Source organism: Sphingomonas sp. (assembly GCF_019749955.1).
In the GTDB taxonomy this organism is placed as follows: domain Bacteria; phylum Pseudomonadota; class Alphaproteobacteria; order Sphingomonadales; family Sphingomonadaceae; genus Sphingomonas.
Map to the genome: position 1 here is coordinate 78,466 of NZ_JAIEPC010000016.1, position 24,055 is coordinate 102,520.

At 63.9% G+C, this 24,055-nt stretch carries 22 protein-coding genes and 1 other RNA gene; 9 read left to right on the plus strand and 14 right to left on the minus strand.

The window, feature by feature from the left end; all coding sequences use genetic code 11:
* The first annotated feature begins 16 nt into the window (after positions 1-16).
* The 3 genes from ssrA (at position 17) to K2W81_RS05700 (ending at position 2,799) form a co-directional block, all read left to right on the plus strand.
* Positions 17-360: a transfer-messenger RNA gene (gene ssrA / locus K2W81_RS05690) on the plus strand.
* A 114-nt stretch (positions 361-474) separates the two neighbouring features.
* Positions 475-882, plus strand: coding sequence for a DUF6869 domain-containing protein (locus K2W81_RS05695; RefSeq protein WP_294102135.1), 408 nt, complete (start codon positions 475-477; stop codon positions 880-882).
* Between the two features lie 213 nt (positions 883-1,095).
* Positions 1,096-2,799 (plus strand): DEAD/DEAH box helicase, encoded by a 1,704-nt coding sequence (locus K2W81_RS05700; RefSeq protein ID WP_294102137.1) that lies wholly within the window; start codon positions 1,096-1,098, stop codon positions 2,797-2,799.
* Positions 2,800-2,936: 137 nt separating this feature from the next.
* Here the strand turns inward: K2W81_RS05700 and K2W81_RS05705 are convergent, their stop codons facing one another.
* From K2W81_RS05705 to K2W81_RS05720, 4 genes are all read right to left on the minus strand, one after another.
* A complete protein-coding gene (locus K2W81_RS05705; protein WP_294102138.1) occupies positions 2,937-3,944 on the minus strand; it encodes an alpha/beta hydrolase in 1,008 nt (335 codons plus the stop codon).
* Between the two features lie 365 nt (positions 3,945-4,309).
* Positions 4,310-5,044, minus strand: coding sequence for a thioredoxin family protein (locus K2W81_RS05710; RefSeq protein ID WP_294102140.1), 735 nt, complete (start codon positions 5,042-5,044; stop codon positions 4,310-4,312).
* Positions 5,045-5,130: 86 nt separating this feature from the next.
* Positions 5,131-5,772 (minus strand): DUF1109 domain-containing protein, encoded by a 642-nt coding sequence (locus K2W81_RS05715; protein ID WP_294102141.1) that lies wholly within the window; start codon positions 5,770-5,772, stop codon positions 5,131-5,133.
* Positions 5,772-6,326 carry a sigma-70 family RNA polymerase sigma factor gene (locus tag K2W81_RS05720; protein ID WP_294102143.1) on the minus strand — a complete coding sequence of 185 codons (555 nt, stop codon included), beginning with the start codon at positions 6,324-6,326 and terminating at the stop codon, positions 5,772-5,774. Before K2W81_RS05720 ends, K2W81_RS05715 begins: the two co-directional genes overlap by 1 nt.
* Positions 6,327-6,561: 235 nt before the next feature.
* Between K2W81_RS05720 and K2W81_RS05725 the strand changes: the two genes are divergently transcribed.
* Positions 6,562-7,752, plus strand: a complete 1,191-nt coding sequence (locus K2W81_RS05725) for an acetyl-CoA C-acyltransferase (protein ID WP_294102145.1) — start codon at positions 6,562-6,564, stop codon at positions 7,750-7,752.
* Positions 7,753-7,771: 19 nt separating this feature from the next.
* On the opposite strand, the gene K2W81_RS05730 is transcribed toward K2W81_RS05725, so the two are convergent.
* The 3 genes from K2W81_RS05730 to K2W81_RS05740 are packed head-to-tail and all read right to left on the minus strand — an operon-like array spanning position 7,772 to position 9,232.
* A complete protein-coding gene (locus K2W81_RS05730) occupies positions 7,772-8,449 on the minus strand; it encodes a hypothetical protein (protein ID WP_294102146.1) in 678 nt (225 codons plus the stop codon).
* 16 nt (positions 8,450-8,465) lie between these two features.
* On the minus strand, positions 8,466-8,684 hold the full coding sequence (locus tag K2W81_RS05735; protein WP_294102147.1) for a helix-turn-helix transcriptional regulator: 219 nt from the start codon (positions 8,682-8,684) through the stop codon (positions 8,466-8,468).
* A 2-nt stretch (positions 8,685-8,686) separates the two neighbouring features.
* Positions 8,687-9,232, minus strand: a complete 546-nt coding sequence (locus K2W81_RS05740; protein ID WP_294102149.1) for a hypothetical protein — start codon at positions 9,230-9,232, stop codon at positions 8,687-8,689.
* 70 nt (positions 9,233-9,302) lie between these two features.
* Here K2W81_RS05740 and K2W81_RS05745 point away from each other — a divergent pair, with 70 nt between their 5' ends.
* Positions 9,303-10,259, plus strand: a complete 957-nt coding sequence (locus K2W81_RS05745) for a hypothetical protein (protein ID WP_294102151.1) — start codon at positions 9,303-9,305, stop codon at positions 10,257-10,259.
* Between the two features lie 274 nt (positions 10,260-10,533).
* Here K2W81_RS05745 and K2W81_RS05750 read toward each other — a convergent pair whose 3' ends face one another.
* The 7 genes from K2W81_RS05750 to K2W81_RS05780 all read right to left on the minus strand — a co-directional run bounded on the left by K2W81_RS05750 (position 10,534) and on the right by K2W81_RS05780 (position 18,365).
* Positions 10,534-11,736: a bifunctional alpha/beta hydrolase/OsmC family protein gene (locus K2W81_RS05750; RefSeq protein ID WP_294102152.1), complete on the minus strand. Its 1,203-nt coding sequence runs from the start codon at positions 11,734-11,736 to the stop codon at positions 10,534-10,536.
* 79 nt (positions 11,737-11,815) lie between these two features.
* On the minus strand, positions 11,816-12,637 hold the full coding sequence (locus K2W81_RS05755; RefSeq protein WP_294102154.1) for a protein phosphatase 2C domain-containing protein: 822 nt from the start codon (positions 12,635-12,637) through the stop codon (positions 11,816-11,818).
* Positions 12,638-12,692: 55 nt separating this feature from the next.
* The gene (locus K2W81_RS05760) at positions 12,693-13,964 is read right to left on the minus strand and encodes a dihydrolipoamide acetyltransferase family protein (protein ID WP_294102156.1); all 1,272 of its coding nucleotides are present in this window, start codon (positions 13,962-13,964) and stop codon (positions 12,693-12,695) included.
* Positions 13,964-14,971 (minus strand): alpha-ketoacid dehydrogenase subunit beta, encoded by a 1,008-nt coding sequence (locus tag K2W81_RS05765; protein ID WP_294102213.1) that lies wholly within the window; start codon positions 14,969-14,971, stop codon positions 13,964-13,966. Before K2W81_RS05765 ends, K2W81_RS05760 begins: the two co-directional genes overlap by 1 nt.
* Positions 14,972-15,006: 35 nt before the next feature.
* A complete protein-coding gene (locus K2W81_RS05770; protein ID WP_294102158.1) occupies positions 15,007-16,293 on the minus strand; it encodes a 3-methyl-2-oxobutanoate dehydrogenase (2-methylpropanoyl-transferring) subunit alpha in 1,287 nt (428 codons plus the stop codon).
* A gap of 90 nt (positions 16,294-16,383) precedes the next feature.
* On the minus strand, positions 16,384-17,289 hold the full coding sequence (locus tag K2W81_RS05775) for a haloalkane dehalogenase (protein WP_294102159.1): 906 nt from the start codon (positions 17,287-17,289) through the stop codon (positions 16,384-16,386).
* Between the two features lie 68 nt (positions 17,290-17,357).
* Positions 17,358-18,365, minus strand: coding sequence for a fumarylacetoacetate hydrolase family protein (locus K2W81_RS05780; RefSeq protein WP_294102160.1), 1,008 nt, complete (start codon positions 18,363-18,365; stop codon positions 17,358-17,360).
* Positions 18,366-18,565: 200 nt separating this feature from the next.
* Between K2W81_RS05780 and K2W81_RS05785 the strand changes: the two genes are divergently transcribed.
* The 4 genes from K2W81_RS05785 (at position 18,566) to K2W81_RS05800 (ending at position 24,049) form a co-directional block, all read left to right on the plus strand.
* Positions 18,566-19,717 (plus strand): acyl-CoA dehydrogenase family protein, encoded by a 1,152-nt coding sequence (locus tag K2W81_RS05785; RefSeq protein ID WP_294102162.1) that lies wholly within the window; start codon positions 18,566-18,568, stop codon positions 19,715-19,717.
* A 77-nt stretch (positions 19,718-19,794) separates the two neighbouring features.
* On the plus strand, positions 19,795-21,234 hold the full coding sequence (locus tag K2W81_RS05790) for an amidohydrolase (protein ID WP_294102164.1): 1,440 nt from the start codon (positions 19,795-19,797) through the stop codon (positions 21,232-21,234).
* The gene (locus tag K2W81_RS05795) at positions 21,231-22,529 is read left to right on the plus strand and encodes an amidohydrolase family protein (protein WP_294102166.1); all 1,299 of its coding nucleotides are present in this window, start codon (positions 21,231-21,233) and stop codon (positions 22,527-22,529) included. Before K2W81_RS05790 ends, K2W81_RS05795 begins: the two co-directional genes overlap by 4 nt.
* Positions 22,530-22,573: 44 nt before the next feature.
* Positions 22,574-24,049 (plus strand): S41 family peptidase, encoded by a 1,476-nt coding sequence (locus K2W81_RS05800; RefSeq protein WP_294102167.1) that lies wholly within the window; start codon positions 22,574-22,576, stop codon positions 24,047-24,049.
* Positions 24,050-24,055 lie beyond the last annotated feature (6 nt).

Below are 24,055 nucleotides of genomic sequence, written 5' to 3' on the forward strand. Positions count from 1 at the left end.
GCGGCGAGTGGAAGGCAGTCTTTTCATTAATTGCGCAGCGCCTATATGTGCTTTTGTCGGGTTCGCCCGACTATGGCGATAAACGATGGCGTGGACTAGGCGCAGCGGACCCGGGGGCAGTACCCGGCGGCTCCACCAAAACCCCTTGGGCTTGCCAAGGGGCTCTGACGGGGCCGAACCAGGATCGACGTGTGTTGAATGGCGCTGTCTTTTGCTCGGAATGGGACCACCGTGACGGCCCATAACCAAGTGCCAACGATAACGAGGCGCTCGCAATTGCGGCCTAACCCAAGACTTAACGGTCTAGGTTAGTACGACGAAAGCGCGGTTGGGCTGCACCGGGCAACAGAAGCAGTTACGGCGGTACGGGGAGCACCGAGCAACAGAAGCTCCCCACTTTTTTCCAGGCTTGATTGGCGCCGCCAAACGGCAATCGCCCGGTTGCGGTTCGGTAACTGGAAGCGGATTGACCGGATGCACCCCACGCCCCATCAAATCGCTGCCTGCTGGATTCGATATGCGCGTTACGACCCTCGCGCGGTTCCGGACAGGGTGTTCCAGCGCGGGTGGCTACTGATTGAACTGGCAAGGCTACACCCGGCTCTCGCTTGGGAAGCGATCAAGTGCATCGTCGGGTACTACACGGAAGAAGAGCTCTTCACCGAGGCCGCTACTGAGGCGCGACGTATCGTCGCAAACACTGCTGCGGGCCCGCTGGAAACCCTCCTCGCCGCTCATGGCGTTGCTTTCATTGAGGCCGTGGAAGCGGACGCTCGACGGGATCGCCGGATGCTATGGGCGCTCGGCTGTGTTTGGCAAAACTCGATCTCAGATGATGTGTGGATGCGGGTGCAGCGCGCAGCGGGTCATGTTTCGCGGTGACATTATGTTTGACTTCCACCACAGGCAGCACTGACCGGGCCAGCAGCGACCCTCGCTGCCGCCGAGCCGACCGCACGGGTTGCATACCCCACAAAACTTGACGCTGCGGCCCAAAGGGCGCATGGCCGCGCCCTTGCTCGTTTGGCGCCCTGCCCGGACTAAAGGGGCCCGAACTGACCGCCGCCGGTTCGCGGCCTGCCAATCTGGAAGACGATGACCCTTTCCGAACTCCCCCCGCTTTTGTCGGATGCGCTCGCCGCGCGTGGCTATGAAGCGCTCACCCCCGTCCAGACCGCCGTCGCTGCGACCGATGCGGTTGGGCGCGATCTCCTCGTCTCGGCCCAGACCGGGTCGGGCAAGACCGTCGCTTTTGGCCTTGCGATTGGCAATCAGCTGCTCGGCGAGCATGGCCTCACGCACGGCATCGCTCCGCAAGCGCTGGTGATCGCGCCGACGCGCGAACTCGCGCTGCAGGTCAGCCGCGAGCTGATGTGGCTCTATGCCAAGGCGGGCGCGCGCATCGCGACCTGCGTTGGCGGGATGGACGCCTCGAAGGAGCGGCGCTCATTGAGCCACGGCGCGCATATCGTCGTCGGCACGCCGGGGCGGCTGCGTGATCACCTCGAGCGCGGCGCGCTCGACTTGTCGGCACTCAAGGTCGCGGTGCTCGATGAAGCCGATGAAATGCTCGACATGGGCTTTCGCGAAGACCTTGAGGAAATCCTCGACGCGACGCCGAACGAACGCCGCACCCTGCTATTCTCGGCGACGATCCCGAAGCCGATCGTCGCGCTCGCCAAGCGCTATCAGCGTGACGCCTTGCGCATCTCGACGGTGGGTGAGGATCGCGGGCATGGCGACATCGCCTATCAATGCGTCACCATCGCGCCGTCGGACACCGAAAATGTCGTCGTCAACATGCTGCGGCTGCACGAGGCCGAGACTGCGATCCTGTTCTGCGCGACCCGCGACAATGTCCGACATCTGCACGCCAGCCTGATCGATCGCGGCTTTTCTGCGGTCGCCTTGTCGGGCGAGCATAGCCAGAACGAACGCAACGCCGCCTTGCAGGCACTGCGCGATGGCCGTGCGCGTGTGTGCGTTGCGACCGATGTTGCCGCGCGCGGCATCGATCTGCCCAATCTGACGCTCGTCGTCCATGTCGAGCTGCCGCGCGATGCCGAGGCGCTTCAGCACCGTTCGGGCCGCACGGGTCGGGCAGGGCGCAAGGGCACTGCCGTGCTGATCGTCCCCTATCAGCGCCGCCGCATGGTCGAGCGGATGCTCGCGGGCGCGAAAATCGCCGCCGAATGGACCGATCCGCCGACCGCCGACGATATTCGCGCGAAGGACCGTGAGCGGCTGCTCGCCACCTTGCTCGCGCCGGTCGAGATCGACGACGACGACCGCGCTCTCGGTGCCAAGCTGCTCGAAACCAAGAGCGCGGAGGATATTGCCGCGCTGCTCGTGCGCGCGCACCGCGCGGCGATGCCGCAGCCTGAGGAATTGATCGAGCGCGGCGCGACGCCGCCGGCCGGCAAGGCTGGCCCCGGCGGCACCGCCAATCACCGCGCCGGTTTCGACGATGTGCTGTGGTTCAAGATCGATATCGGCCGCCGCCAAAATGCCGATCCGCGCTGGATCCTGCCGCTGCTGTGCCGTCGCGGGCATATCACCAAGCAGGAAATCGGCGCGATCCGGATCGGGCCGAACGAAACCTTCTTCCAGATTCCGCGTGGCGTTGCGGGCAAGTTCCAGGACGCGCTCAAGCGCACCGTGTCCGAAGACGGCGGCGAGATCGTCCCCGCGCCGCAGGGACCAAGCGACACCGGCCCGCGCCGTGGTGCCCAACCGCCCGCGCATCGCGGCGCGGTGCGTCCGACCAAGCCCCATCGCGGCCCGCCGCGCGGACGCTGAACGCTCTACCCGAACCGCTTGCGAGCCAAAAAAAGCCGGTCGCGTCGCTTGCAAACACAAAGCGGGAATTACCGGGATTGGGTGGAAAACGGACAGGCAGCTTTCAGGAGTTACGTGGCGATAGCTGCCATCCGCAATCACAGCATGCCAAGATTGTGAAGCCACTGCTTGACCTGTCCCGGCCATTCGCGGGAGATCGGATCGGACGTTGGCCGCATCCCGAAAGCGTGGCCGCCTTTGGAATAGATGCGCAAATCGACCGGTACGCCTGCATCGCTCAGAGCCAGCGCATAGGCCAATGGCTGCCGGACCTTGTCCATAGGATCGTTCATTGCATGAAGGATCAGCGTCGGCGGTGCTTTGGGGCTGATAGTGACCCAAGGCTTTAGTTCGAGGCTGTTCTTACCCTTGCTGTCATCTAGCATACGGGCTGTATAGGCGACGATCGCGAAGTCGGGGCGTGGCGATTGGTGATCGGCCGCGTCCGTAAGCGGATAGGTCCGCTCTTCAGTGTTGCTCATGTTCGCTGCGAGATAGGCGCCTGCTGAAAAGCCGATTACGCCGATTTTGTGGGGTTCGATTCCATATGACGCTGCCTGCTGCCGCAGTAGCCCCATCGCGCGCTGCGCATCTTCCAGCCCCAAAAGCACCCTCGGCCGCACTTGCTTGCCGTTCTCCCTCGGCCATACTTGCGGCACTCGGTACTTCAAGACGGCGCATGTCATTCCCTGCTGCACCACCCAATCGCAAATTTCAGTGCCTTCCAGATCGAGCGCCAGGACTTCAAATCCACCACCCGGCAGGACAAGCATCGCCGCGCCGTTGTTGCGCCCCTTCGGCCGGTAAACGGTCATTGTCGGTCGAGTGACGTAGCTCGCCCAGTGCCATTTACGCCCGCCAACAAGACCTGTGCCGTTTCCAAGTCCCTCGGGACGATCGCCAGAATCAGGTTTGGCGAGAGGCGTACTTGCAGGCCATAGCGGTATCTGCTCCCCGCCGTTAGTTGGCTGCCAGACGCCGGGCCGTTCGTTCTTCGGCAGGACTTCCTTGGCTTGTGATGCATCGGGTTTGCTGATCTGCCCGCAGGCTGCCCCGGCAATGCCGAGTGCGAGAACAGACGGCACGACAAACTTGGACCACGACAAACCCGTTCTCCTGCAATGAAGAAGCCATTTCCAAAACACGGCTCACTCTGGCGTGAAGTTTACCGCCCGATGCTTGACTCGCAACTGGTGCCTTGCCGATTGGGAACCTCTGGCGGGGTTGCCGACACGCTTTAGGACCGAGCGTCCGCGCTCGACATCACTGAACAAACGACCGCTTCTGAGAGGTCAGAGCAATCATCGAAACTACCGGGTTTGGGGCGAAAGCCGCCACCGGCCTGCCTTGTATTCGCAAGCGACATCAGCGCCAAAAAAGGCGCGACCGGCAAATGCCTGTCGCGCCTTTCAGGTTGGTCCTGCGCGCCCGAAAAAGGGGGAAACGGACGCGCAGGTAGGCGGGAGCGGGGTTAGATCTTCGCCGCCGACAGGATCGGGCCGCCCTTGCCGTTCTGGACAAGGATCGCGGTCTTCAGCCCAGCAGGCGCAGCGGGGAGCGCGAAGCTCGCGGCCTTGCCCGACCAGCTGCCGACATTGACGAGCTGCTTGACGACATTGCGGTGCGGAAGGGTGACGCCGCCATTCTCACCCGCCTGGATCGCGACGTTGATCGTGCGCGGATCATAGCGGACGACCCAGACAGTCGCATTGGCCGCCTTGCCGTCGCCGATCGTGACCTTGCCGTTCGCGGCAGCAATCGCCGGGCCGGTCTTGACGACATTGCGCGCAATCGCCGCATTGAGTTCGCCTTCGCGGCTGCCGAGCACGGCGTCACGCCCGTTGACGATCACCTGCGGCGTCGCAACTTGGCTGCGGCCGGCGGTGTGGGCATAGTCCCACTGGCGCGCGGTATAGGCGGGGGTCGCAAAGCTGTCCTTCCAGCCGAGGCTATCCCAATAGGTGACCGCGAAGGTCAGCGGGATCACGTCGCCACGATCGGCGAGGCGGTTGATCACCTTGATCGCGGGCGGGCAGCTCGAGCAGCCCTGGCTCTGGTAGAGTTCGACGACAACAGGATGCGCCGGATCGCCAGCGAGCGTGGTCGGCGTCGCGCCAGCGCCTTCACCCGACGGTGCTGGCGAAGCGGTTGCGCCTGAGCAGGCTGCAAGGAAAAGGGCAGTCGAAACAGCAAGAAGCGTACGCATGGTCATCACTCCGTAAATGTTCAGGTGGCCACCGGGCGACCCTATGCCCTGCTATTCGTGAGGGTGTGGCCGCTGGTTACAACCAATTACCAGCGCAGCAATTGCGGGCCGAAAAGCGCGCCGATCGCGGTCGGAATCGCGATGCCGAGCGTGTACCAGGTCACCACAAAGCTCGCCGAAACCTCGGGGCAATGCAGGCCATAGAGCGCCGCGCCGAACGCGCCCGCCGCCAGCCCCGCCGCCGCCCCCGCCGCGCGCAAATTGGTCGGCGCGAGCTGGCGGAACGACCACAGCAGCCCCGCGAAGATCGGCAGCGACAGCACGCCGACGCGCATCGAACATTGCCGCCAGCTACTCCCCAGCCACATCGGCAGCCAATGCTCGCTCGGTGTCGCCGCGAGTTCGACCCCCGCCAGCGCCGCCAGCAGCGCCAGCGGCACCGCGATCCGCCACAGCCCGCCGCTACCCGCCGCATCGGGGCGCGCCACATGATGCACCGCCAGCACCGCGACCACGCCCAGCGCAATCGTATAGGCCGCCTTCATCAGGAAGCGCGCGTTCATCATCGCGCCGGGCAGATCGGGCCGCAGCCCCATTGTCTGCACCACCAGCGCCAGCGTCACCGCGCCGCCCGCGACCAGCCCGATCGCCAGCCGTTGTTCGACGGCGCTCTGAGATACCGGCCGCGTCTGCGCGGACAGCGATTGGATCAATTCTTCGGTACGCATTACTTACCCTTCAGTCGTGCAGCGAGCGCCTTCAGCCCGCGGTGGACGGAAACCTTCACATCGGCTTCGCTGATGCCATCGGCCTCGGCGGCTTCGGCGACGCTGAGGCCATCAATCTTGGTGCGACGGATCGCGCTGGCCTGTTTGGCCGAAATCTCGCTGAGCAGCCCGTCGACATCCATCTTTGCCGACGCTGCCTCCTGAAAGCCTTCGGCGACCAGGATTTCCTCCAGCCCTTCGAACGACACATGCTGGCGCTGCCGCCGGAAATGATCGATCATCTTGTAGCGCGCGACCGCATAGGCCCATGCGGTGAAGGGCCGGTCGCGGTCATAGCTTGCGCGCCGCGTGTGGATGGCAATCAGCGTTTCCTGCACCAGATCCTCGACATCATCACCCGCCCCGCGCAGCCGCCGCGCGAAGAAACCGCGCATCAGCGGCGCGAGCGCGGTCAGCAACCGGTTCTGGGCAGCGCCGTCGCCATCAAGGCCCCGCACCATCCAGCCCTTCAGCTGCTCTTCGCTCGCTCTGCCTTGCGCTCCTGATAGAGCCATTCGGTTGATCCAGTGACTTGGTTACACGTCGTGCGATCGGCGTGCTTAGCGCGACTGCGCGACGCTTGTAACCAATGCCGTGGTGCGCGCGAACCCCGGATGTGACCTGCCCTTTCAGGCCTCCCGGGTCACCGGACGGCGGTGCGTATCTGTATGCCGCCGTCCGTAAGGGGCCTGACAAGCCCGACCCGCTCGGCTAGCCTCTCCGCCAAAAGCACAACAGGAGAGAGCCCCCATGCGCGAAGCCGCGATCGTCGCCACTGCCCGCACCCCGATTGGCAAGGCCATGCGCGGGGTGTTCAACGTCACCGAAGCGCCGGTGCTCGCGGGCCACGTCATGAACGCCGCGGTCGAGCGCGCCGGGATCGACCCCGCCCGCATCGACGAGATCTTATGGGGCGTCGGCAACCAATGGGGCAGCCAGGGCGGCAATGCCGGGCGCATGGCGGTGTTCGCAGCAGGCCTGCCGCAAAGCGTCCCCGCTTTCTCGCTCGATCGCAAATGCGGCTCCGGCCTCACCGCCGTCGCCCTCGCCGCGCGCTCGATCATCTGCAACGAGATCGACGTGGCGCTCGCAGGCGGCATGGAAAGCGTGAGCATGACCGCGCAGAATGCCCCGCGCTACATCAACCAGTCGGTGATCGCCAACGAACCCGCCGCGTACATCCCGATGATCGAAACCGCCGAGATCGTCGCCGAACGCTATGGCATCACCCGCGAGGCGCAGGACCGCTACGGCGCGATGAGCCAGCAACGCGCCGCGCGCGGGCTGGAGGCAGGCGCCTTCATCGAGGAAATCGCCCCGATCACCGTCGAGCGCGCGCTGCTCGACAAGGAAGGCAAGGAAACCGGCCGCGAGCAAGTGACGGTCAGCCAGGACGAAGGCATCCGCCCCGGCACGACGTACGAGGGCCTCAGCGGCCTGCGCACCGTCTGGCCCGGCGGCGAATTCACCGGCCCCGGCAGCAACATCACCGCAGGCAACGCCAGCCAGCTCTCCGACGGCGCGAGCGCGCAGATCGTGATGGACCGCGCGACCGCCGAGGCCGAGGGCAAGGAAATCCTCGGTATCTATCGCGGTTTCCAGGCGGCAGGCTGCGCGCCCGACGAAATGGGCATCGGCCCGGTCTTCGCCATCCCCAAACTCCTCGCGCGCGCGGGGTTGACGGTGGCGGACATTGGCCTGTGGGAGCTCAACGAAGCCTTCGCCTCGCAATGCCTCTACTGCCGCGACACGCTCGGCATCGATCCGGAGAAGTACAACGTCAACGGCGGCGCGATCGCGATCGGCCACCCGTTCGGGATGACGGGGTCACGGCTGGTGGGGCATGCGCTGATCGAGGGGCGGAAGCGGGGGGTTAGGTGGGTGGTGGTGTCGATGTGTACTGCGGGGGGTATGGGGGCTGCGGGGTTGTTTGAGGTTTGACGGGGAGGGTTTGCGGGCGTCAGTTCGCAGCCGGGCCACAGCGATCATTCGGCGTCCACGCCACTGGGCCGAGATCCTTGACGATTTGACGAGAAGCAACCCCCATCGCGCCGGGGACGGCCCCAAGCCGACGAAGGCCGGAGACGATCTTTGCTTCGCAGCTGCCCGATGCCACCGCCCAGCCTAAGGCGCGAAGCGCAGTGCCGGATTGCCCCGGCGAGGGGATCGACGCGAAACGAGCCCTTGGGAGATGTAGCCCAGGATCCCTGCTCGCGCTGCGTTCCTGGTTTTTTGCCGCATTCACGGCAATCAAACCGATCACACTGGTTACGACTTTCGTTGTCTCGCTTGGTCCTGCAGGCGGCGGTGCGTGCGTAACCGCGTCTGACAGGGCCAACAGCATCAGAAAGTCGAGCGTCTCCCGATCTGGTGCTGCCGCAACCCAATCCTGGGGCAGCCGGATTATCCCATCGCGACGTTGCTGGAGCAAGGATTGATCGGCATTGACGAGTTGCAGCTCGAACGCCAAATCGTCTGGTCGCACAAGCTGTTGCAACCTGGCGAAGCGGGCCTGCAAATCCGTAATTTGGCCCTGCTGGATGGTCACCCTTGTCGAGTCAGTCGCAGTCATCTGCGCAATTGCAGGAGAAGCGAAAACTGCAATTGGCAACAGGCAGTAAGATGATATTTTCAGCATGGTTCGTCTCCATCGTTTATTCGGCATCAGAATCCGCCTGAAACTCAAGAATATCGCCGGGCTGACAATCGAGCGCCGCGCATATTGCGGCCAGGGTCTTGAATCGCATCCCTTGGATCTTGCCAGATTTAAGAAGGGACAGATTTTGCTCGGATATACCAATTAGCGCAGCCAACTCTTTCGAGCGCATCTTGCGGCGCGCTAGCATAACATCGAGTCTAACGATGATTTCCATGTTTAAAGAAAAGTCTTGTTTTCGGCGTCGACGCGGTGAAGCTCACGCACGATCATCACGAAGAGGAACAAGAAGATCGTTCCGATTGCCTTTAGAAGCGTATCCTGCTGCAAGTTGAACCACCATTTGTATGGTGCCGGAACGTCGGTCAGCATAGCGGCGAGCGCGTAGAGCGGCGCGGCAAAGACGGTGAATAATGTTCCCAGAAAGGCCGCCAGGCCGAGCCGGACCAGTCTGCGCTCCACCCCGGTCGTCATCGTCTCACCGCGCCCCAATGCGCCGAACAAGCCGAACATTTCCAGAAAAACCCAGACTGACAGGAAAAGATCGAGCGAAAGCACGATGCCGAAACCAATCCAGGTCTCGATGCTGATAAGCTCAGGTAAATTTGGCGCCAGCCAACGATTATAACTTCCCATCGCGGCGCGGTCGAATCCAAGCGGAATGGCGAACACTGTCCTCAAGGCAGCGCCAGCGAGACAGATCGCCTGGGCGATGCGGACAAGCAGCAGTGAGCGGGGGCTGGTTCGCGACGTCTCGCCTGTCACAATATAATCACCTTGAAAACGATAAAATTCATGTATGACATGAATTATCTACTGTCAAAGGTGATTCGGTATGCGACCTTTCGGGCTCCTGTTTGTCTCAATCCTGGTTTTTGCCAGTTCCTCGGCGCGTGCATCCGAGCATGATGCGCCGGCACGTGAACCAGCGAAAGATCCGCCGGCACGCGCACTACAGAATGATCTGCAAACTCAGTCCGGCAGCGAATTGTCGCTTTCGGCGAGCCATTATGCCTACGTAGAGCCTAATGTGAACCGAGTGGGCGGAAATGTGCGGTTTGAAGGCCCGAAAATCGGTGTAGATTATTCCCGCACCTTCAAATTTGATGAAAGAAGACACCTATTCTTTATTGCCAATTTGCGCGGTTTAGTAGGAGACGTTATTTACACGTCTCCGACTCAAACCGCCTTGGTTATGTCCGACCCTGCCGATCCATCGCGTTCCGTTGTGACAAGGTCCGTCGGCCCGGATGTTCAACAGTTCGGCGTAAGCGACTGGTATGTCGAAGGTCGGGCCCTGATTGGGAAGGACTTTGTCAAACGCGGGTGGGTGCTCTCGCCCTATGTCGGGGTTGGCTTCCGGCACCTCTCGAATCTCAAAGGCCAACGTCAGCAGGACTATCTCTACCTACCATTTGGCATTTCCGTACAGACATCGGCGCTGCTGAAGCGAAAAATTGAATTCAAACTCGAAGCGGACGTTCTGCTGCAAGGCTGGCAGCAAACGCGCTTCTCACAGCTGCCGCCGTCGGGCACCTTTTTGAGCGCCACCGACGTGAAGTTCAATCAGCGGCTGGGAGGAGCGCTGCGGACAAGTGCCAAAGTCCATCTGGATCGGCGCTGGTCACTCGAACCCTATTTCATACATTGGGTCATCGACAGATCGTCGGTCGACACCTCCATCATACAGTTTACGAATACTGCGGGCCAGCCAGCCCAATTGAGTGCCGTTCTGGTCGAGCCGTTCAATTTTACCAATGAGTTTGGGGTTAAGCTTGGCCTTCGGTTTTGATGGCGGCTTGCAAGCCGGGCGCGTTACGCCATTTAATTGATGGGGCAGATTGACCTGTCCTTTCCCCGGCAGAATCGTAAATTAGGTCAAATAATCTGAAAGCAGCCGGGACGCTAATGACCTGCTCCCCCTTCCAAAGTAGGAAAACCTCTGCGACTCTCTCCCCGACTCGCTCTTTCGCATTGCTATCACCCCCGTCGCACCACTCGCGCGCGCAACCTCCAACCGGGGCACCCCCCCTAGGATGGTCGTAACCTTTGACACCTTTCGCCCCTCACACCAGCCGCGTCTTGATTACCGGCGCGCTTTCCAGCGTGCGGTGGACCGGGCATTTGTCGGCGATGACGAGCATCCGCGTGCGCTGGGCTTCGGTCAGCGCACCCGCCAGCGTGATGTCGCGGCTCAGCACTTCGATTTTCGGGCGGCCCTCGCCGGTGCTCGCGCAATCCTCCGAATGGCAGCGGTCGTGGCGCAGCAGCACCGATACGCCCTCGAGCGGAATGCCCTCGCGTTCGGCGACGAGCTTGATTGTCATCGCGGTGCAGGTGCCGAGCGCCGACAGCAGCAAGTCATAAGGCGTCGGCCCCAGATCATTGCCGCCGACGCGCAGCGGCTCGTCGGCGAGGAAGCTGTGGCCTGATGAATCGACGATCGCCGTGAATTTGGCGTCGGTGGTGGTGACGCGGACATGGCCTTCGGGCGGCGCATCGACGGCCTGCGCGGGCGCGAGGAAGGGCTCGACCCAGGCGGCGATGATCGCGGCGGCATAGGCGGCAGGCGCGGGCTGGGTGAGCAAATGGTCGGCGGTGCCGAGCGAGACGAAGCTCTTCGGATGCTTGGCCGCGTCGAAGATCTTGCCGGCATTCTCGATGCCGACGGTCGCGTCGGTCGCCGAATGGAGCACGAGCAGCGCGCGCTTGAGCTTCGCCAGCCGCCCGGCCTGGTCATGCCCCTCAACCGCGTCGAGGAAAGCGCTGGAGACTTCGAACGGCCGCCCGCCGATCGTCACTTCGGCCTGGCCCTGGCTGCGGACTTTCGCGACCTGATCGCCGAGCTGGTGGAGAACATGCGCGGGGTCGAACGGCGCGCCGATCGTGACGACGGCGGTGCATTCGGGAATCTCGCCAGCGGCGGCGATGACGGCCGCGCCGCCGAGCGAATGGCCAACGAGGATCGCGGGCGCGCCGACGGTACCGCGCAGATACGCGGCGGCGGCGACCAAGTCGGTGACGTTCGCCGCGAAATGGCTGTCGGCGAAGCGCCCTTCGGACTTGCCGAGCCCGGTGAAGTCGAAGGCGAGCGTGGCGATGCCATGTTCGGCCAGCGCCATGCTGATCCGCCGCGCGCCGTGGCTGTTGGCGGTGCAGGTGAAGCAATGCGCGAACAGCGCGACGGCGCGCACGCGGCCCGGCGGCATCTCGAGCCGCCCGACAAGGCGGTGACCATTGGCGTTGGTGAAATCGACGTCGCGGCGCATGGGGCCTGCCTCCTGCTGTTATCGTGCTTGGCTTAGCAGGTGGCAGCGGCGAGGCATATGGCGCCGCGCATCCGATCCGTCAGGCGGCGACGCGCAGCCACAGCGCGCTCGCGTCGTCGGATCGCTTGAAGCGCGGGAAGCGCGTGCAGGCGGCGTCGCCCGCCTCGATCGCGCGCAGCTCGAAGGCGAGCTCGACGAGGCCCCGTGTGGCGAGGCTCGCCATCAGCTCCTCGGCATCGAGCGCGGCATAACTGTCGACCAGCGCGGCGAATCCGTCGCTCATCAGCAGCACGTCGTCGCCGGGCGCTGCGGGCACCACCGCGAGGCCGAGGTCCTCACGCGCCAGCGGCTCGACGCCGAGCACATGGCGTGGCAGCCGCGCCCGCGATTGGCGCAGCATCGCGGTGATCTCGGCGGGACGCTGTTTGGCGCCGAGCCCATGGCCAGCGAAGCGGGCGGCGCTCGCAGCTTCGGGGTCGCGGTCGACGCGCGGGCCGATGCGGGCCACCTCTTCGCCGCGCCGGATCAGCGCGGTGCAATCGGCGGCCCAGGCGAGCTCGATGCCATGCGGCCCTGCGCGCGCAGCGAGGAAGGCGGCGGAAGGCAGCTCCCACCGCCCCAGCGCGTCACGCTGCTGCGCGGCGGCATAGCGGCGCTGAACCTGTGCGAAGACGTGTGCGCAGATCGCGTCGATCGATCCGTCGTCGACCTGCGCGAAGGCGGTGTTCGCAGCATCGGCGATCCACGCCGCGCCCCCTTGTGTGCCGACCAGCCCGGGCGGGCCAAGATCGGTCGCACCGTCGATCACCCAGGCGAGCCGCCCGGTGCCGCCGATGCGGTCATCATTGGGGGTGTGGGCATCGCCCGCAATGCTGAGCGACTGGAGGAGATCGAAGCGCATCTCCAATGTTTAGCGCATCCGTGTGACGGATTGGGGATGCGCGCGCCGCAATCCGTCAATCCGCGAACAGCAGCACCGGCGTTTCGAGCAGCTTCTTGAGCGCCTGGACAAAGCTTGCCGCGTCCCAGCCGTCGACGACGCGGTGGTCGCAGCTGATCGACAGATTCATCAGCTTGGCGCGGACAATGTCGTCGCCCACAAAGACGGGACGTTCGACGATCTTGTTGGGGCCGATAATCGCGACTTCGGGGCGGTTGATGACCGGCGTCGTCGCAATGCCGCCGAGCGGCCCGAGCGAGGTGACGGTGAGCGTCGAGCCGCTCAGTTCGGCTGACGTCGCCTTGCCGCTCCGCGCAGCTTCGGCAAGGCGCCCGATTTCGCTCGCGAGCTGCCAGACGTTGCGATCCTGCGCATCGCGGATGACGGGGACCATCAACCCGGCTTCGGTCTGCGTCGCCATGCCGAGATGGACCGCGCCGTGGCGGGTCACCACGCCCGCTTCATCGTCATAGCGCGCGTTGATCATCGGGAAGTCGGGGATCGCGCGGCAGATGGCGACGATCATCAGCGGCAGCATCGTGAGCTTGGGGCGGCCACCGCGATTATTGTTGAGATCGGCGCGCACGCGCTCGAGCTCGGTCACATCGATTTCGTCGACATAAGTGAAGTGCGGGATCGCGCGTTTTGACGCGGCCATGTTTTCGGCAATGCGGCGGCGCATGCCGATGACTTTCACCGGCTGATCGGCGCGCGCGCGGCTCGCGTGCGGCGGGTGGTAGCCTTCGCCACTGCCGTAGCGGAGGTACGCATCGAGATCGGCGTGACGGACGCGGTCGCCGTCGGTCTTCACCTGACCCAAGTCGATGCCGAGATCGGCGGCGCGGGCACGCACGGCGGGGGAGGCGAGGACGGCGTTCCCCTTCTCGCTTGGGGAAGAGTGCAGGGGTGGTGACTCGGGTTCCTCCACCTCCGGAGTCTCGGCTTCATCTTGCGCGGTGACTTCTTCTTGCGCCGCGCTTGCCGGCACCATCTTCAGCTCGGTCTCGACGGGCCCAATAGCTGCCGCTTCCTCGGCAGAGAAATCGCCGTCGGTCTCGATCACTACCAGCATCGCGCCGATTGCGATCTGATCGCCGACTTCGCCCGCGAGCTCGATCACTTTGCCCGAAACCGGCGATTCCATTTCGACGGTCGCCTTGTCGGTCATCATGTCGGCAATCTGCTGATCCTCAGCGACATGGTCGCCGACGGCAACGTGCCACGTCACGATCTCGGCTTCCGAAATGCCTTCGCCGATGTCGGGGAGCTTGAAGGTAAAGCGGGCCATTATGCGTCCTTCATGATCTTCTTGAGCGCTTCGCCGATGCGGACGGGTCCTGGGAAATAGGCCCATTCAAGGCTGTGCGGATAGGGTGTGTCAAAGCCGGTGACGCGTTCGATCGGTGCCTCGAGGTGGTAGAAGCAGCGTTCCTGCACCAGTGCCGACAATTCCGCGCCGAAGCCGCCGGTGCGGGTGGCTTCGTGGACGATCATGCAGCGGCCGGTTTTCTTCACCGATACCTCGATCGCGTCGATATCGAGCGGCACGAGCGTGCGCAGATCGATGATTTCCGCGTCGACCCCGGCCTCTGCCACCACTGCCTCGCACACATGAACCATCGTGCCGTAAGCGAGGATCGTCAGCGCCTCGCCCGCGCGCGCGATCCGCGCCTTGCCCAGATCGATCCGGTAGTAACCGGTCGGCACATCGCCCGCCGGATGCTGCGACCAATTCTGCGCGGGGCGATCCCAATAGCCGTTGAACGGGCCGTTATAGAGCCGCTTGGGCTCGAAAAAGAGCACGGGGTCATTGTCTTCGATCGCCGCGATCAGCAGCCCCTTGGCGTCATAGGGCGTCGCGGGAATGACGGTCTTGACGCCGCAGACATGGGTGAAGATGCCCTCGGGGCTCTGGCTATGCGTCTGCCCGCCGAAGATGCCGCCGCCGAAGGGCGAGCGCACCGTGATCGGCGCGGTAAACTCGCCCCCCGAACGGTAGCGCAACCGCGCGGCTTCGGACACCAATTGGTCGAGCGCGGGATAAATGTAATCGGCGAACTGGATCTCGGGCACCGGGCGCAAGCCGTAAGCGCCCATGCCGATTGCGACCCCGATGATGCCGCATTCGGTGATCGGCGTGTCGAACGCGCGGGTCTTGCCGTATTTCGCCTGCAAGCCTGCGGTCGCGCGGAACACGCCGCCGAAATAGCCGACGTCTTCGCCCATCACGATGACGTTTGGGTCGCGGCCCATCATCACGTCCATCGCGCTGTTGATCGCCTGGATCATGTTCATGCGGGTGGTGTCGCCGGAGGGCGCGAGGGTGTCGCTCATTTCTGCGCCCATGGCCGGCCGCTCGCGGTTTCTTCGGCGATCATTTGCGCCTGTTGTTCCTTCAAATGCCAGGGCAGTTCCTCGAACACGCCCTCGAACAAGGTGTCGAACGGCTGGTGGAGGCCGTGGCCGAGGATGCCGTTCTTCTCGGCTTCCTTCTGCGCGGCTTTCACCGCTTCGGCGAGTTCGAGGTCCTGCGCGGCGTGGCGTTCCTCGTCCCATTCGCGCAAGCCGATGAGGTGATCCTTGAGCCGCTTGATCGGGTCGCCGAGCGGCCATGCGGTCGGCTCGCCCGCCGAGCGATAGGCGCCGGGATCGTCCGACGTCGAATGGCCTTCGGCGCGATAAGTGAACAGCTCGATCAAGGTCGGTCCGGCATTGGTGCGCGCGCGCTCGGCGGCCCAGGCCGTCGCCGCATAGACCGCGAGCGCATCATTACCGTCGACCCGCAGCCCCGCGATCCCATAGCCGACCGCACGCGCCGCGAAAGTCGTCGATTCGGCGCCGGCAAAGCCCGAGAAGCTCGAAATCGCCCATTGGTTGTTGACGATGTTCAGGATCACCGGCGCGCGGTAAACGCTCGCAAAGGTGCAGGCCGAGTGGAAATCGCCTTCCGCCGTCGATCCTTCGCCGCACCAGGTCGCGGCGATCCGCGTGTCACCCTTCGCCGCGCTCGCCATCGCCCAGCCGACGGCTTGCGGATATTGCGTCGTCAGATTGCCCGAGATCGAAAAGAAGCCACACTCTTTCACCGAGTACATGATCGGCAATTGCTTGCCTTGCAGCCGGTCGCCCTTGTTCGAATAAATCTGGTTCATCATGTCGACCAGCGACCAGTCGCGCGCGATCAACAGCCCCTGCTGGCGGTAGGAAGGGAAACACATGTCGTCACGGTCGAGCGCATAGGCGGCGGCAACCGCGACGGCTTCTTCGCCAGTACACTTCATGTAGAAGCTGGTCTTGCCCTGCCGCTGGGCGCGGAACATGCGCTCGTCGAACGCGCGGACCAGCGCCATGCTGCGCAGCATACGGCGCAGCATATCGGGCGAAAGCTTGGGGTCCCAAGGACCAACCGCGCGGTCCTCTTCATCGAGAACGCGGACCAGCGAATAGGCGAGATCGGTGAAGCTCGATGGGTGCGCATCGGTTTCTGGGCGCGCCGCAGCGCCCGCCGAGGGCACCGCGACTTCGGCGAAATCGACCGCGTCGCCGGGGCGGAAACGCGGCTCGGGGACATGCAGGGTCAGCGGCGGCAAATTGGCGCGCAAGTGATCGCCGGCCATATCTTCTCCCGAGTGAGTCGCTCAGGCTTCGCGAGCCCTGATCAGGCTTTGCGCACTTTGTTATAAAATTTCAACGGCAATGTTGAAGCGTCAGCGCCCGCCGAACGCTTCAAGCGCCGCGCGCGCAATCGGCTCGCCCCATTCCTGCACGAAATGGCCGCCGCCCGCGATCATCATCGGCTCGGGGCAGCCTTTGATTTGCTTGCGCAAGACAGCCATCTGCGGCGGGCCAAGCACCGGATCGGCATCGCCGACGGCCATGAAGCTCGCGCCGTTCCATTCGGTCGACCACCACGCGCTGGCGGCGCGGCCATAATCGGCACCGGCCATATCGGGTTCGATCGGGACCAGCGCCGGGAAGATCTGCGCGCCGGCCTTGTAGCTTGCGTCGGGATAGGGCGCGTCATAGGCGGCGATCTCCTCGGGCGTCAGATGCGGGGTGCCGCGCGCGATCAGCGCGCCGATCGGCAGATCGGGCGTCGACAGCGCATAATTCTTCCACGCCATGAAGCCGGGGCCTGCTGGCTGGCCGGTGCCGATGGCGGTATTCATCACGATCAGCCGATCGAGCCGCGCGGCAAATTCAGCCGCGATCGGCAGGGTCAGGCCAATCAGCCCGCCCCAATCCTGCACCACGAGCGTGATGTGCTGAAGGTCAAGCCGCTCGACCAGCGCGAGCAGATAATTGCGGTGAAAGTCGAAGCTGTAATCGCTCTGATTGACGGGCTTGTCCGAGCGCCCGAACCCGAAGAAATCGGGGGCGACCACGCGCGCGCCGCTTCCGAGGAACACCGGGATCATCCGGCGGTAGAGATAGCTCCAGCTCGGCTCGCCGTGCAGGCAGAGGAATGTCCGATCGGCATCCTGCGGGCCTTCATCGATATAGGCGGCGCGCAGCCCCTCATAGCCGGGCAGGTCGTCGACATAATGCGGCGCCCAGGGAAAGCCGGGGAGGTTGGCAAAACGGTCATCGGGCGTGCGCTTGGCGTCGAGCATGGGGGGTCCTCGATTCGGCTCTAATGGCACGCCTTATGTCACAATGCGCGAAGGGCGCGCAATCGCGTTCAGGCCGCCTCGATCGTCTGTTCGATCACACCGAAGATCGGGTGGTGCTTGTCGTCCTCGGCCCAGATGCGGACGGTGTCGCCCGCCTTGAGGAACGGCGTCACCGCCGCACCGGCGCGGATCGTCTCGACCGTGCGCACTTCGGCCAGACAGGCATAGCCGACGCCGCCCTCGGCAATCGGTTTGCCCGGCCCGCCGTCGGCATCGCGGTTCGATACGGTGCCCGAGCCGACGATCGTGCCAGCGCCCAGCGCGCGCGTCTTGGCAGCATGCGCGATCAGCGTGCCGAAATCGAAGGTCATGTCGACACCCGCCTCGACTCGGCCAAGTGGCTTGCCGTTCAAGTCGATCATCAACTTGCGGTGAAGCTTGCCGTCGGCCCACCAGGTGCCGAGTGCATCAGGTGTCACGAACACGGGCGAGAAGGCGCTCGCCGGTTTGGACTGGAAGAAGCCGAACCCCTTGGCGAGTTCGCCGGGGATGAGGTTGCGCAAGCTCACATCGTTGGTCAGCCCGACCAGCCGCACCGCCGCCAGTGCCTCGTCGCGGGTCGCGCCCATCGGGACGTCGCCCGTGACGGCCACGACTTCGGCCTCGAGATCGCAGCCCCAAGCTTCATCCTTGAGCGGGATCGCATCCCGCGGGCCGAGGAAACCGTCCGACCCGCCCTGATACATCAAGGGATCATGCCAGAAGGTTTCCGGCATTTCGGCGCCGCGTGCCTGCCGCACCAGCGCGACATGGTTCACATAGGCCGAGCCATCGGCCCATTGGTACGCGCGGGGCAGCGGGGCGGCGGCATCATGTTCGTGGAACCGCCGCATCGGGATCATCTCGTGCTGCAAATCGGTATGCAGATTGCGCAGATCGGGCAGCAGCCTGTCCCAATCGTCGAGCGCGGCTTGCAACGTCGGCGCGATATGCGTCGCGTCGGCGCACCAGGCGAGATCGTTCGACACGACGACGAGCTTTCCATCACGCCCGTGCTTGAGGCTGGCCAATTTCATCGAAAAATCCTCTCGCCGTTTTGCCCTGAGCTGGTCGAAGGGCTGTTCTATCTTGCCCCGGCTTAGAAGGAAGAGCGGTGCTTCGACAAGCTCAGCACGAACGGAAATATGATCGACGATCGAAGGGGGCCGCAAGCAGGGATTGACCCGGTGGGTTTCGACACGCAACCTGTCGGCAAAAGAACCACGAGAGGACTGACATGCTCGATACGCTCCCCGGCCGCTTCGCCTATAACGAGGATCATGAGGCGTTCCGCCAGACGGTGCGCAGCTTCCTACAAAAGGAAGGCGTGCCCAAGGTCAATGAATGGGAGGAAAACCGCCTGGTCCCCAAGGAATTCTGGCGCAAGGCGGGCGAAATCGGCATGCTCTGCCCGACGGTGCCCGAGGCTTACGGCGGGTTGGGGCTCGATTTCGGCTATAACGCGATCGTCGACGAGGAAATGAGCTATCTCGGTGTGCCGGCCGGTTTCTCGCTCCAGTCGGACATCGTGTGCGATTACATCGTCCAGTACGGCAGCGAAGAGCAGAAGAAGCAGTGGCTGCCCAAGCTCGTCTCCGGCGAGACGATCACCGCCATCGCGATGACCGAGCCCGGCACTGGCTCTGATCTTCAGGCAATCCGCACCAGCGCCAAGAAGGACGGCAATCACTATGTCGTCAACGGCAGCAAGACGTACATCACCAATGGCCAGAACGCCGATCTAATCCTCGTCGTCGCCAAGACCGACCCCGACGCCAAGCCCGCCTACAAGGGCATGTCGATCATTCTGGTCGAAGCCGACCGCGAAGGCTTCAAGCGCGGCCGCAAGCTCGACAAGATCGGGCAGGACGCCGCCGACACATCGGAGTTGTTCTTCGAGGACGTCCGCGTGCCGATGACCAATTGCCTCGGCGAGGAAGGCAAGGGCTTCATCTATCTGATGAGCCAGTTGCCGCAGGAACGCCTGTCGATCGCGGTCGGCACGCAGGCAAGCGCGCAAAAGGCGTTCGACGAAACGGTCGAGTTCACCAAGACGCGCAAGGCCTTTGCCGGGATGGTCTTCGATTTCCAGAACACCCGCTTCGTGCTCGCGGATCTGAAGGCCAAGCTGCAGGTCGGCTGGGCGCATCTCGACTGGGCGATCAAGCGGCATCTGGCGGGCGAGCTGACCCCGACCGAGGGGGCGGCCGCCAAGCTGTGGCACACCGAGCTGCAATGGGAAGTGATGGACAAGTGTCTCCAGCTCCACGGCGGTGCTGGCTATATGAACGAATATCCGATCGCCCGCATGTGGCGCGCGGCGCGCGTCAGCCGGATTTACGGCGGCACCAACGAAATTATGAAGGAACTGATCGGGCGGTCGCTCTGACGAGCGATTGACAGCGGGCGGCGTTGGCGGAATGTTGCCCGCGACAAACGCCGTCCGGGCAAAGGGGAATCCATTACATGGCACTGAAATTGCCGAGCGGTTATGCTCTTCTCGGGGCGCTTGCCGCATCGTTGGCGCTCGCGAGCTGCGCGACCGATGGGGCCGCGCGGCCCAAGGCCGAAGCGGCGACCCCAACCCCCAAGCCAACTCCCGGCAAATCGTACAACCACGATCCCTTTCCCTCGACCTACAAGCCTTATCCGGGCGTACCGACGCTGATCACCAATGTGACGATCTTTGACGGCGAAGGCGGCAAGATCGAGCGCGGGCAGGCGCTGTTCGCCGATGGCAAGATCGTCGCGATTGGGCAAACGGTGCAGGCGCCCGCCGGAGCAACCGTGATCGACGGTACGAAGAAATATCTCACCCCCGGCATCATCGATATCCACAGCCATTTGGGCGACTATCCCTCGCCGGGCGTCCAGGCCAATTCGGACGGCAATGAAGCGACCGGCCCGGTCACGGCTGACGTCTGGGCTGAACATAGCGTCTGGCCGCAGGACCCCGGTTTCAGCCGCGCGCTCGCCAATGGCGGCGTGACGACGCTCCAGATCCTGCCCGGCTCGGCCAATTTGTTCGGCGGGCGATCAGTGGTGCTCAAGAATGTCTATGCGCGCACCGAACAGGGGATGAAATTCCCCGGTGCGCCCTATGGCCTCAAGATGGCGTGCGGCGAAAATCCCAAGCGCGTCTATGGCAGCAAGGGCCGTCAGCCCTCGACCCGGATGGGCAATGTCGCGGTTGATCGCCAGACTTGGGCGCGCGCGGTCGAATACAAGCGCAAATGGGACAAGTATGAGAAGGACGGCGGCGATATCCCCACGCGCGACATCGCGATGGATACGCTGCGTGGCGTGCTTGCAGGCGAAATTCTTGTCCAGAACCACTGCTACCGCGCCGACGAAATGGCCATCGTGATGGATATGGCCAAGGAGTTCGGCTACAAGGTCAGTGCGTTCCATCACGCGGTCGAGGCTTACAAAATCGGCGATCTGCTCAAGGCGAACGGCACTTGCGCCGCTGTTTGGGCCGATTGGTGGGGATTCAAGATGGAATCCTATGACGCCATTTCCGAAAATCTGCCGCTGCTCGAAAATGCGGGCGCCTGCGCGATGATCCACTCGGACGACGCCAACGGCATCCAGCGGCTCAATCAGGAAGTCGCCAAGGCGCTGGCGGCGGGCCGGCGCGCGGGCATGCAGATCAGCGACGCGCAGGCCTGGACGTGGCTGACCTATAACCCGGCCAAGGCGCTGGGCATTGCCGACAAGACCGGCAGCCTGAAGCCCGGCAAGATGGCCGATGTCGTGCTGTGGAACAACGACCCGTTCAGCGTCTATGCGCGGCCCGAAAAGGTGTGGATCGATGGCGCGCTGCTCTACGATGCCAATGATCCCAAACGGCGACCGGTATCCGATTTCGAACTTGGCCAGCCCGGCTCGGGAGATGTGAAGTGAAGCGCTTGCTGCTCCTCACCGCGGCGTTTCTCGCCAGCCCCGCCGCCGCACAGTCGGTCGCGATCACCAACGCGCGTCTCGTCATCGGTGACGGCTCCGCCCCGATCGAAGGCGGTACCGTTGTCGTGCGCGACGGCAAGGTCGTTGCGGCGGGCAAGAATGTCGCCGTCCCGCAAGGGATTGAGACAGTCGATGCTGGCGGGCGTTTTGTCACCCCGGGCATCGTCGCGGGCTTCACCCGCATGGGGATCATCGAAGTCGACGGCGTTGATGAAACCAACGACGCAGGCGCAAGCAATTCGCCGTTCCACGCTGGGATCGATGTCGCCCCGGCGGTCAATCCGCGCACCAGCTCGATCGCGCTGAACCGCGCCGAGGGGATTACGCGTGCCGTGGTCGCGCCGACGACGCGCGGCTCGATTTTCGCGGGGCAGGGGGCGATCATCGATCTCGGCGCCGACAACAATAGCGTGTCAACGCCGCGCGCTTTCCAGTTCATGGAATATGGTGAGTCGGGCGCCAGTGCCGCCGGTGGCAGCCGTCCAGCGGCGATGACGGCGTTTCGCGATGCGCTGAAATCGGCGCAAGCCTATGCCCGCGCGCCCGGTGCCTATCTCGATCAAGGGCGCGATGTACTCGTCAATCGCGTTGATGCCGCTGCGCTCGGCGCAGTGGTGACGGGGAAAATGCCGCTGCTGATCCATGTCGAGCGCGCGTCGGACATGCGCGCGCTGATAGCGCTTCGGAAGGATTTTCCGGCGCTGCGCATGGTGTTCGTCGGTGCTTCCGAAGGCTGGATGGTTGCGAGCGAACTTGCCGCCGCCAAGGTTCCGGTGATCGCGTCGGCGCTCAACGATTTGCCCGAATCCTTTGAATCGCTTGCCGCGACGCAGTCCAATGTCGGGCGGATGAAGGCGGCCGGTGTGCTCGTCGGCATCGGCACGATCAACGACAATGAAGCGCGTCAGGCACGGCTGGAAAAGCAATATGCCGGCAATCTGGTCGCGTTGCATCATGTGCCGGGTGCGACGGGGCTGAGCTGGGACAGCGCCTTTGCCGCGATCACCTCGGCACCGGCAGAAGCGGTTGGGCTGGGCGGCGAAATCGGCTCGCTTCGTCCCGGTCGACGCGGCGATGTCGTGATCTGGGACGGCGATCCGCTCGAGCTCAGCAGCGCGGCGGTCGGCGTCTATGTCGATGGCGTCAAACAGCCCTTGGGTACGCGACAGGGCGAATTGCTCAAACGCTATCGCCAGCCGCAGGAAGGTGCGCTACCAAAGGCGTATGAGCGCTGAGGCGTGCGGCTCGCGCTATTGATGCGCGTGTGGAGTAAGGCGTGATGGCAATCCGGAAGCAGCGGCTGGCAACGGCACTGAGCGTGATCGCGCTCTTGGCGGGGTGCAGCTCCGGCGGCGGGCCCACCGCGACGAGCGGGGGATCGACCAGCAGCACCGCATCGGCGCCAGCGCCTTCGCCTTCACAAAGCCCCACCAGCGGCACCTGCACATTGCGCGCGCGGCAGGATTGGGCGCTCGCGCAATTGCGCGAATGGTATCTCTTCCCCGAAACGCTGCCCCCAAGCCTTGATCCGGCACCCTTTACGACCGTCAGTGACTATATCGACGCGCTGACGGCGACCGCGCGGTCGCAGAATCGTGATCGCTTTTTCACCTTCATCACCTCGATCTCGGGCGAGAATGCGTTTTTCAGCTCGGGGTCGAGTGCCGGGTTCGGCGTTCGCCTTGCGTTTGATTCGGCCTCGCGCCTCTTTGTCGCAGAAAGTTTCGAGGGAGCACCTGCGCTCGCCGCCGGGATCGATCGCGGCGCGCAGATCGTCGCGATCGGCAGCAGCGCAACCACGCTCCAGACGGTCGCGTCGCTGATCGCAAGCGGCGGCAATAGTGCCGTTACCAACGCGCTCGGCCCGAACACCGCCGGGACGGTGCGCGCGCTGCAAATTGCCGACGCAGCGGGTACGCGCACCGTGACGGTCACGAAGGCCGACTTCTCGCTGACGCCGGTGTCGTCGCGTTACGGCGCGCAGATCATCAATGACGGCGGTCGGCGGGTTGGTTATCTCAATCTGCGCACGTTCATATCGACTGCCGACCAACAGTTGCGCGATGCCTTCGCCAATTTTCGCGCGCAGGGCATCACCGACATCATCATCGATTTCCGCTATAATGGCGGCGGGCTGGTGTCGACCGCAGAGCTGATGGGCGATCTGCTTGGCGGCAACCGTTCGACGTCGCAGGTGTTCAACATCACTGCATTCCGCCCGGATAAAGCGAGCAACAACTCGACCCGCAATTTCCGGCCACTGGCCCAGTCAATCTCGCCGATGCGGATCGCGTTCATCGGTACGAGTGCGAGCGCGTCGGCAAGCGAACTGGTCGCCAATTCGATGCTGCCCTATCTGCGCACCAATACCGCGTTGATCGGCGCGAACACCTTTGGCAAGCCGGTCGGCCAGATCGGCCTTGACCTTGCCGCTTGTGACGACCGGCTGCGCGTGGTGGCCTTTGCGGACCAGAATGCCGATCGACAGGGCGATTATTTTACCGGGCTGGCCAGCGTGTTTCCGGTCACTTGCCGGGCGTCGGATGATTTTTCGCGGCCACTGGGCGATCCACAGGAAGCATCGACTCGAGCGGCGCTGAACTTCCTGAGCGGGCAAAGCTGCACGCCGATTTCAAGCGCGCCGGGCGGCACCACCGGCTCGCAAAATGCCACCGATACGATCAGCCCCGAACAGCAATTACTGTCGGTGGATCATCCCACGCCTGCCCAGCGCGAGGTGCCGGGGTTGTTCTGACTCGCG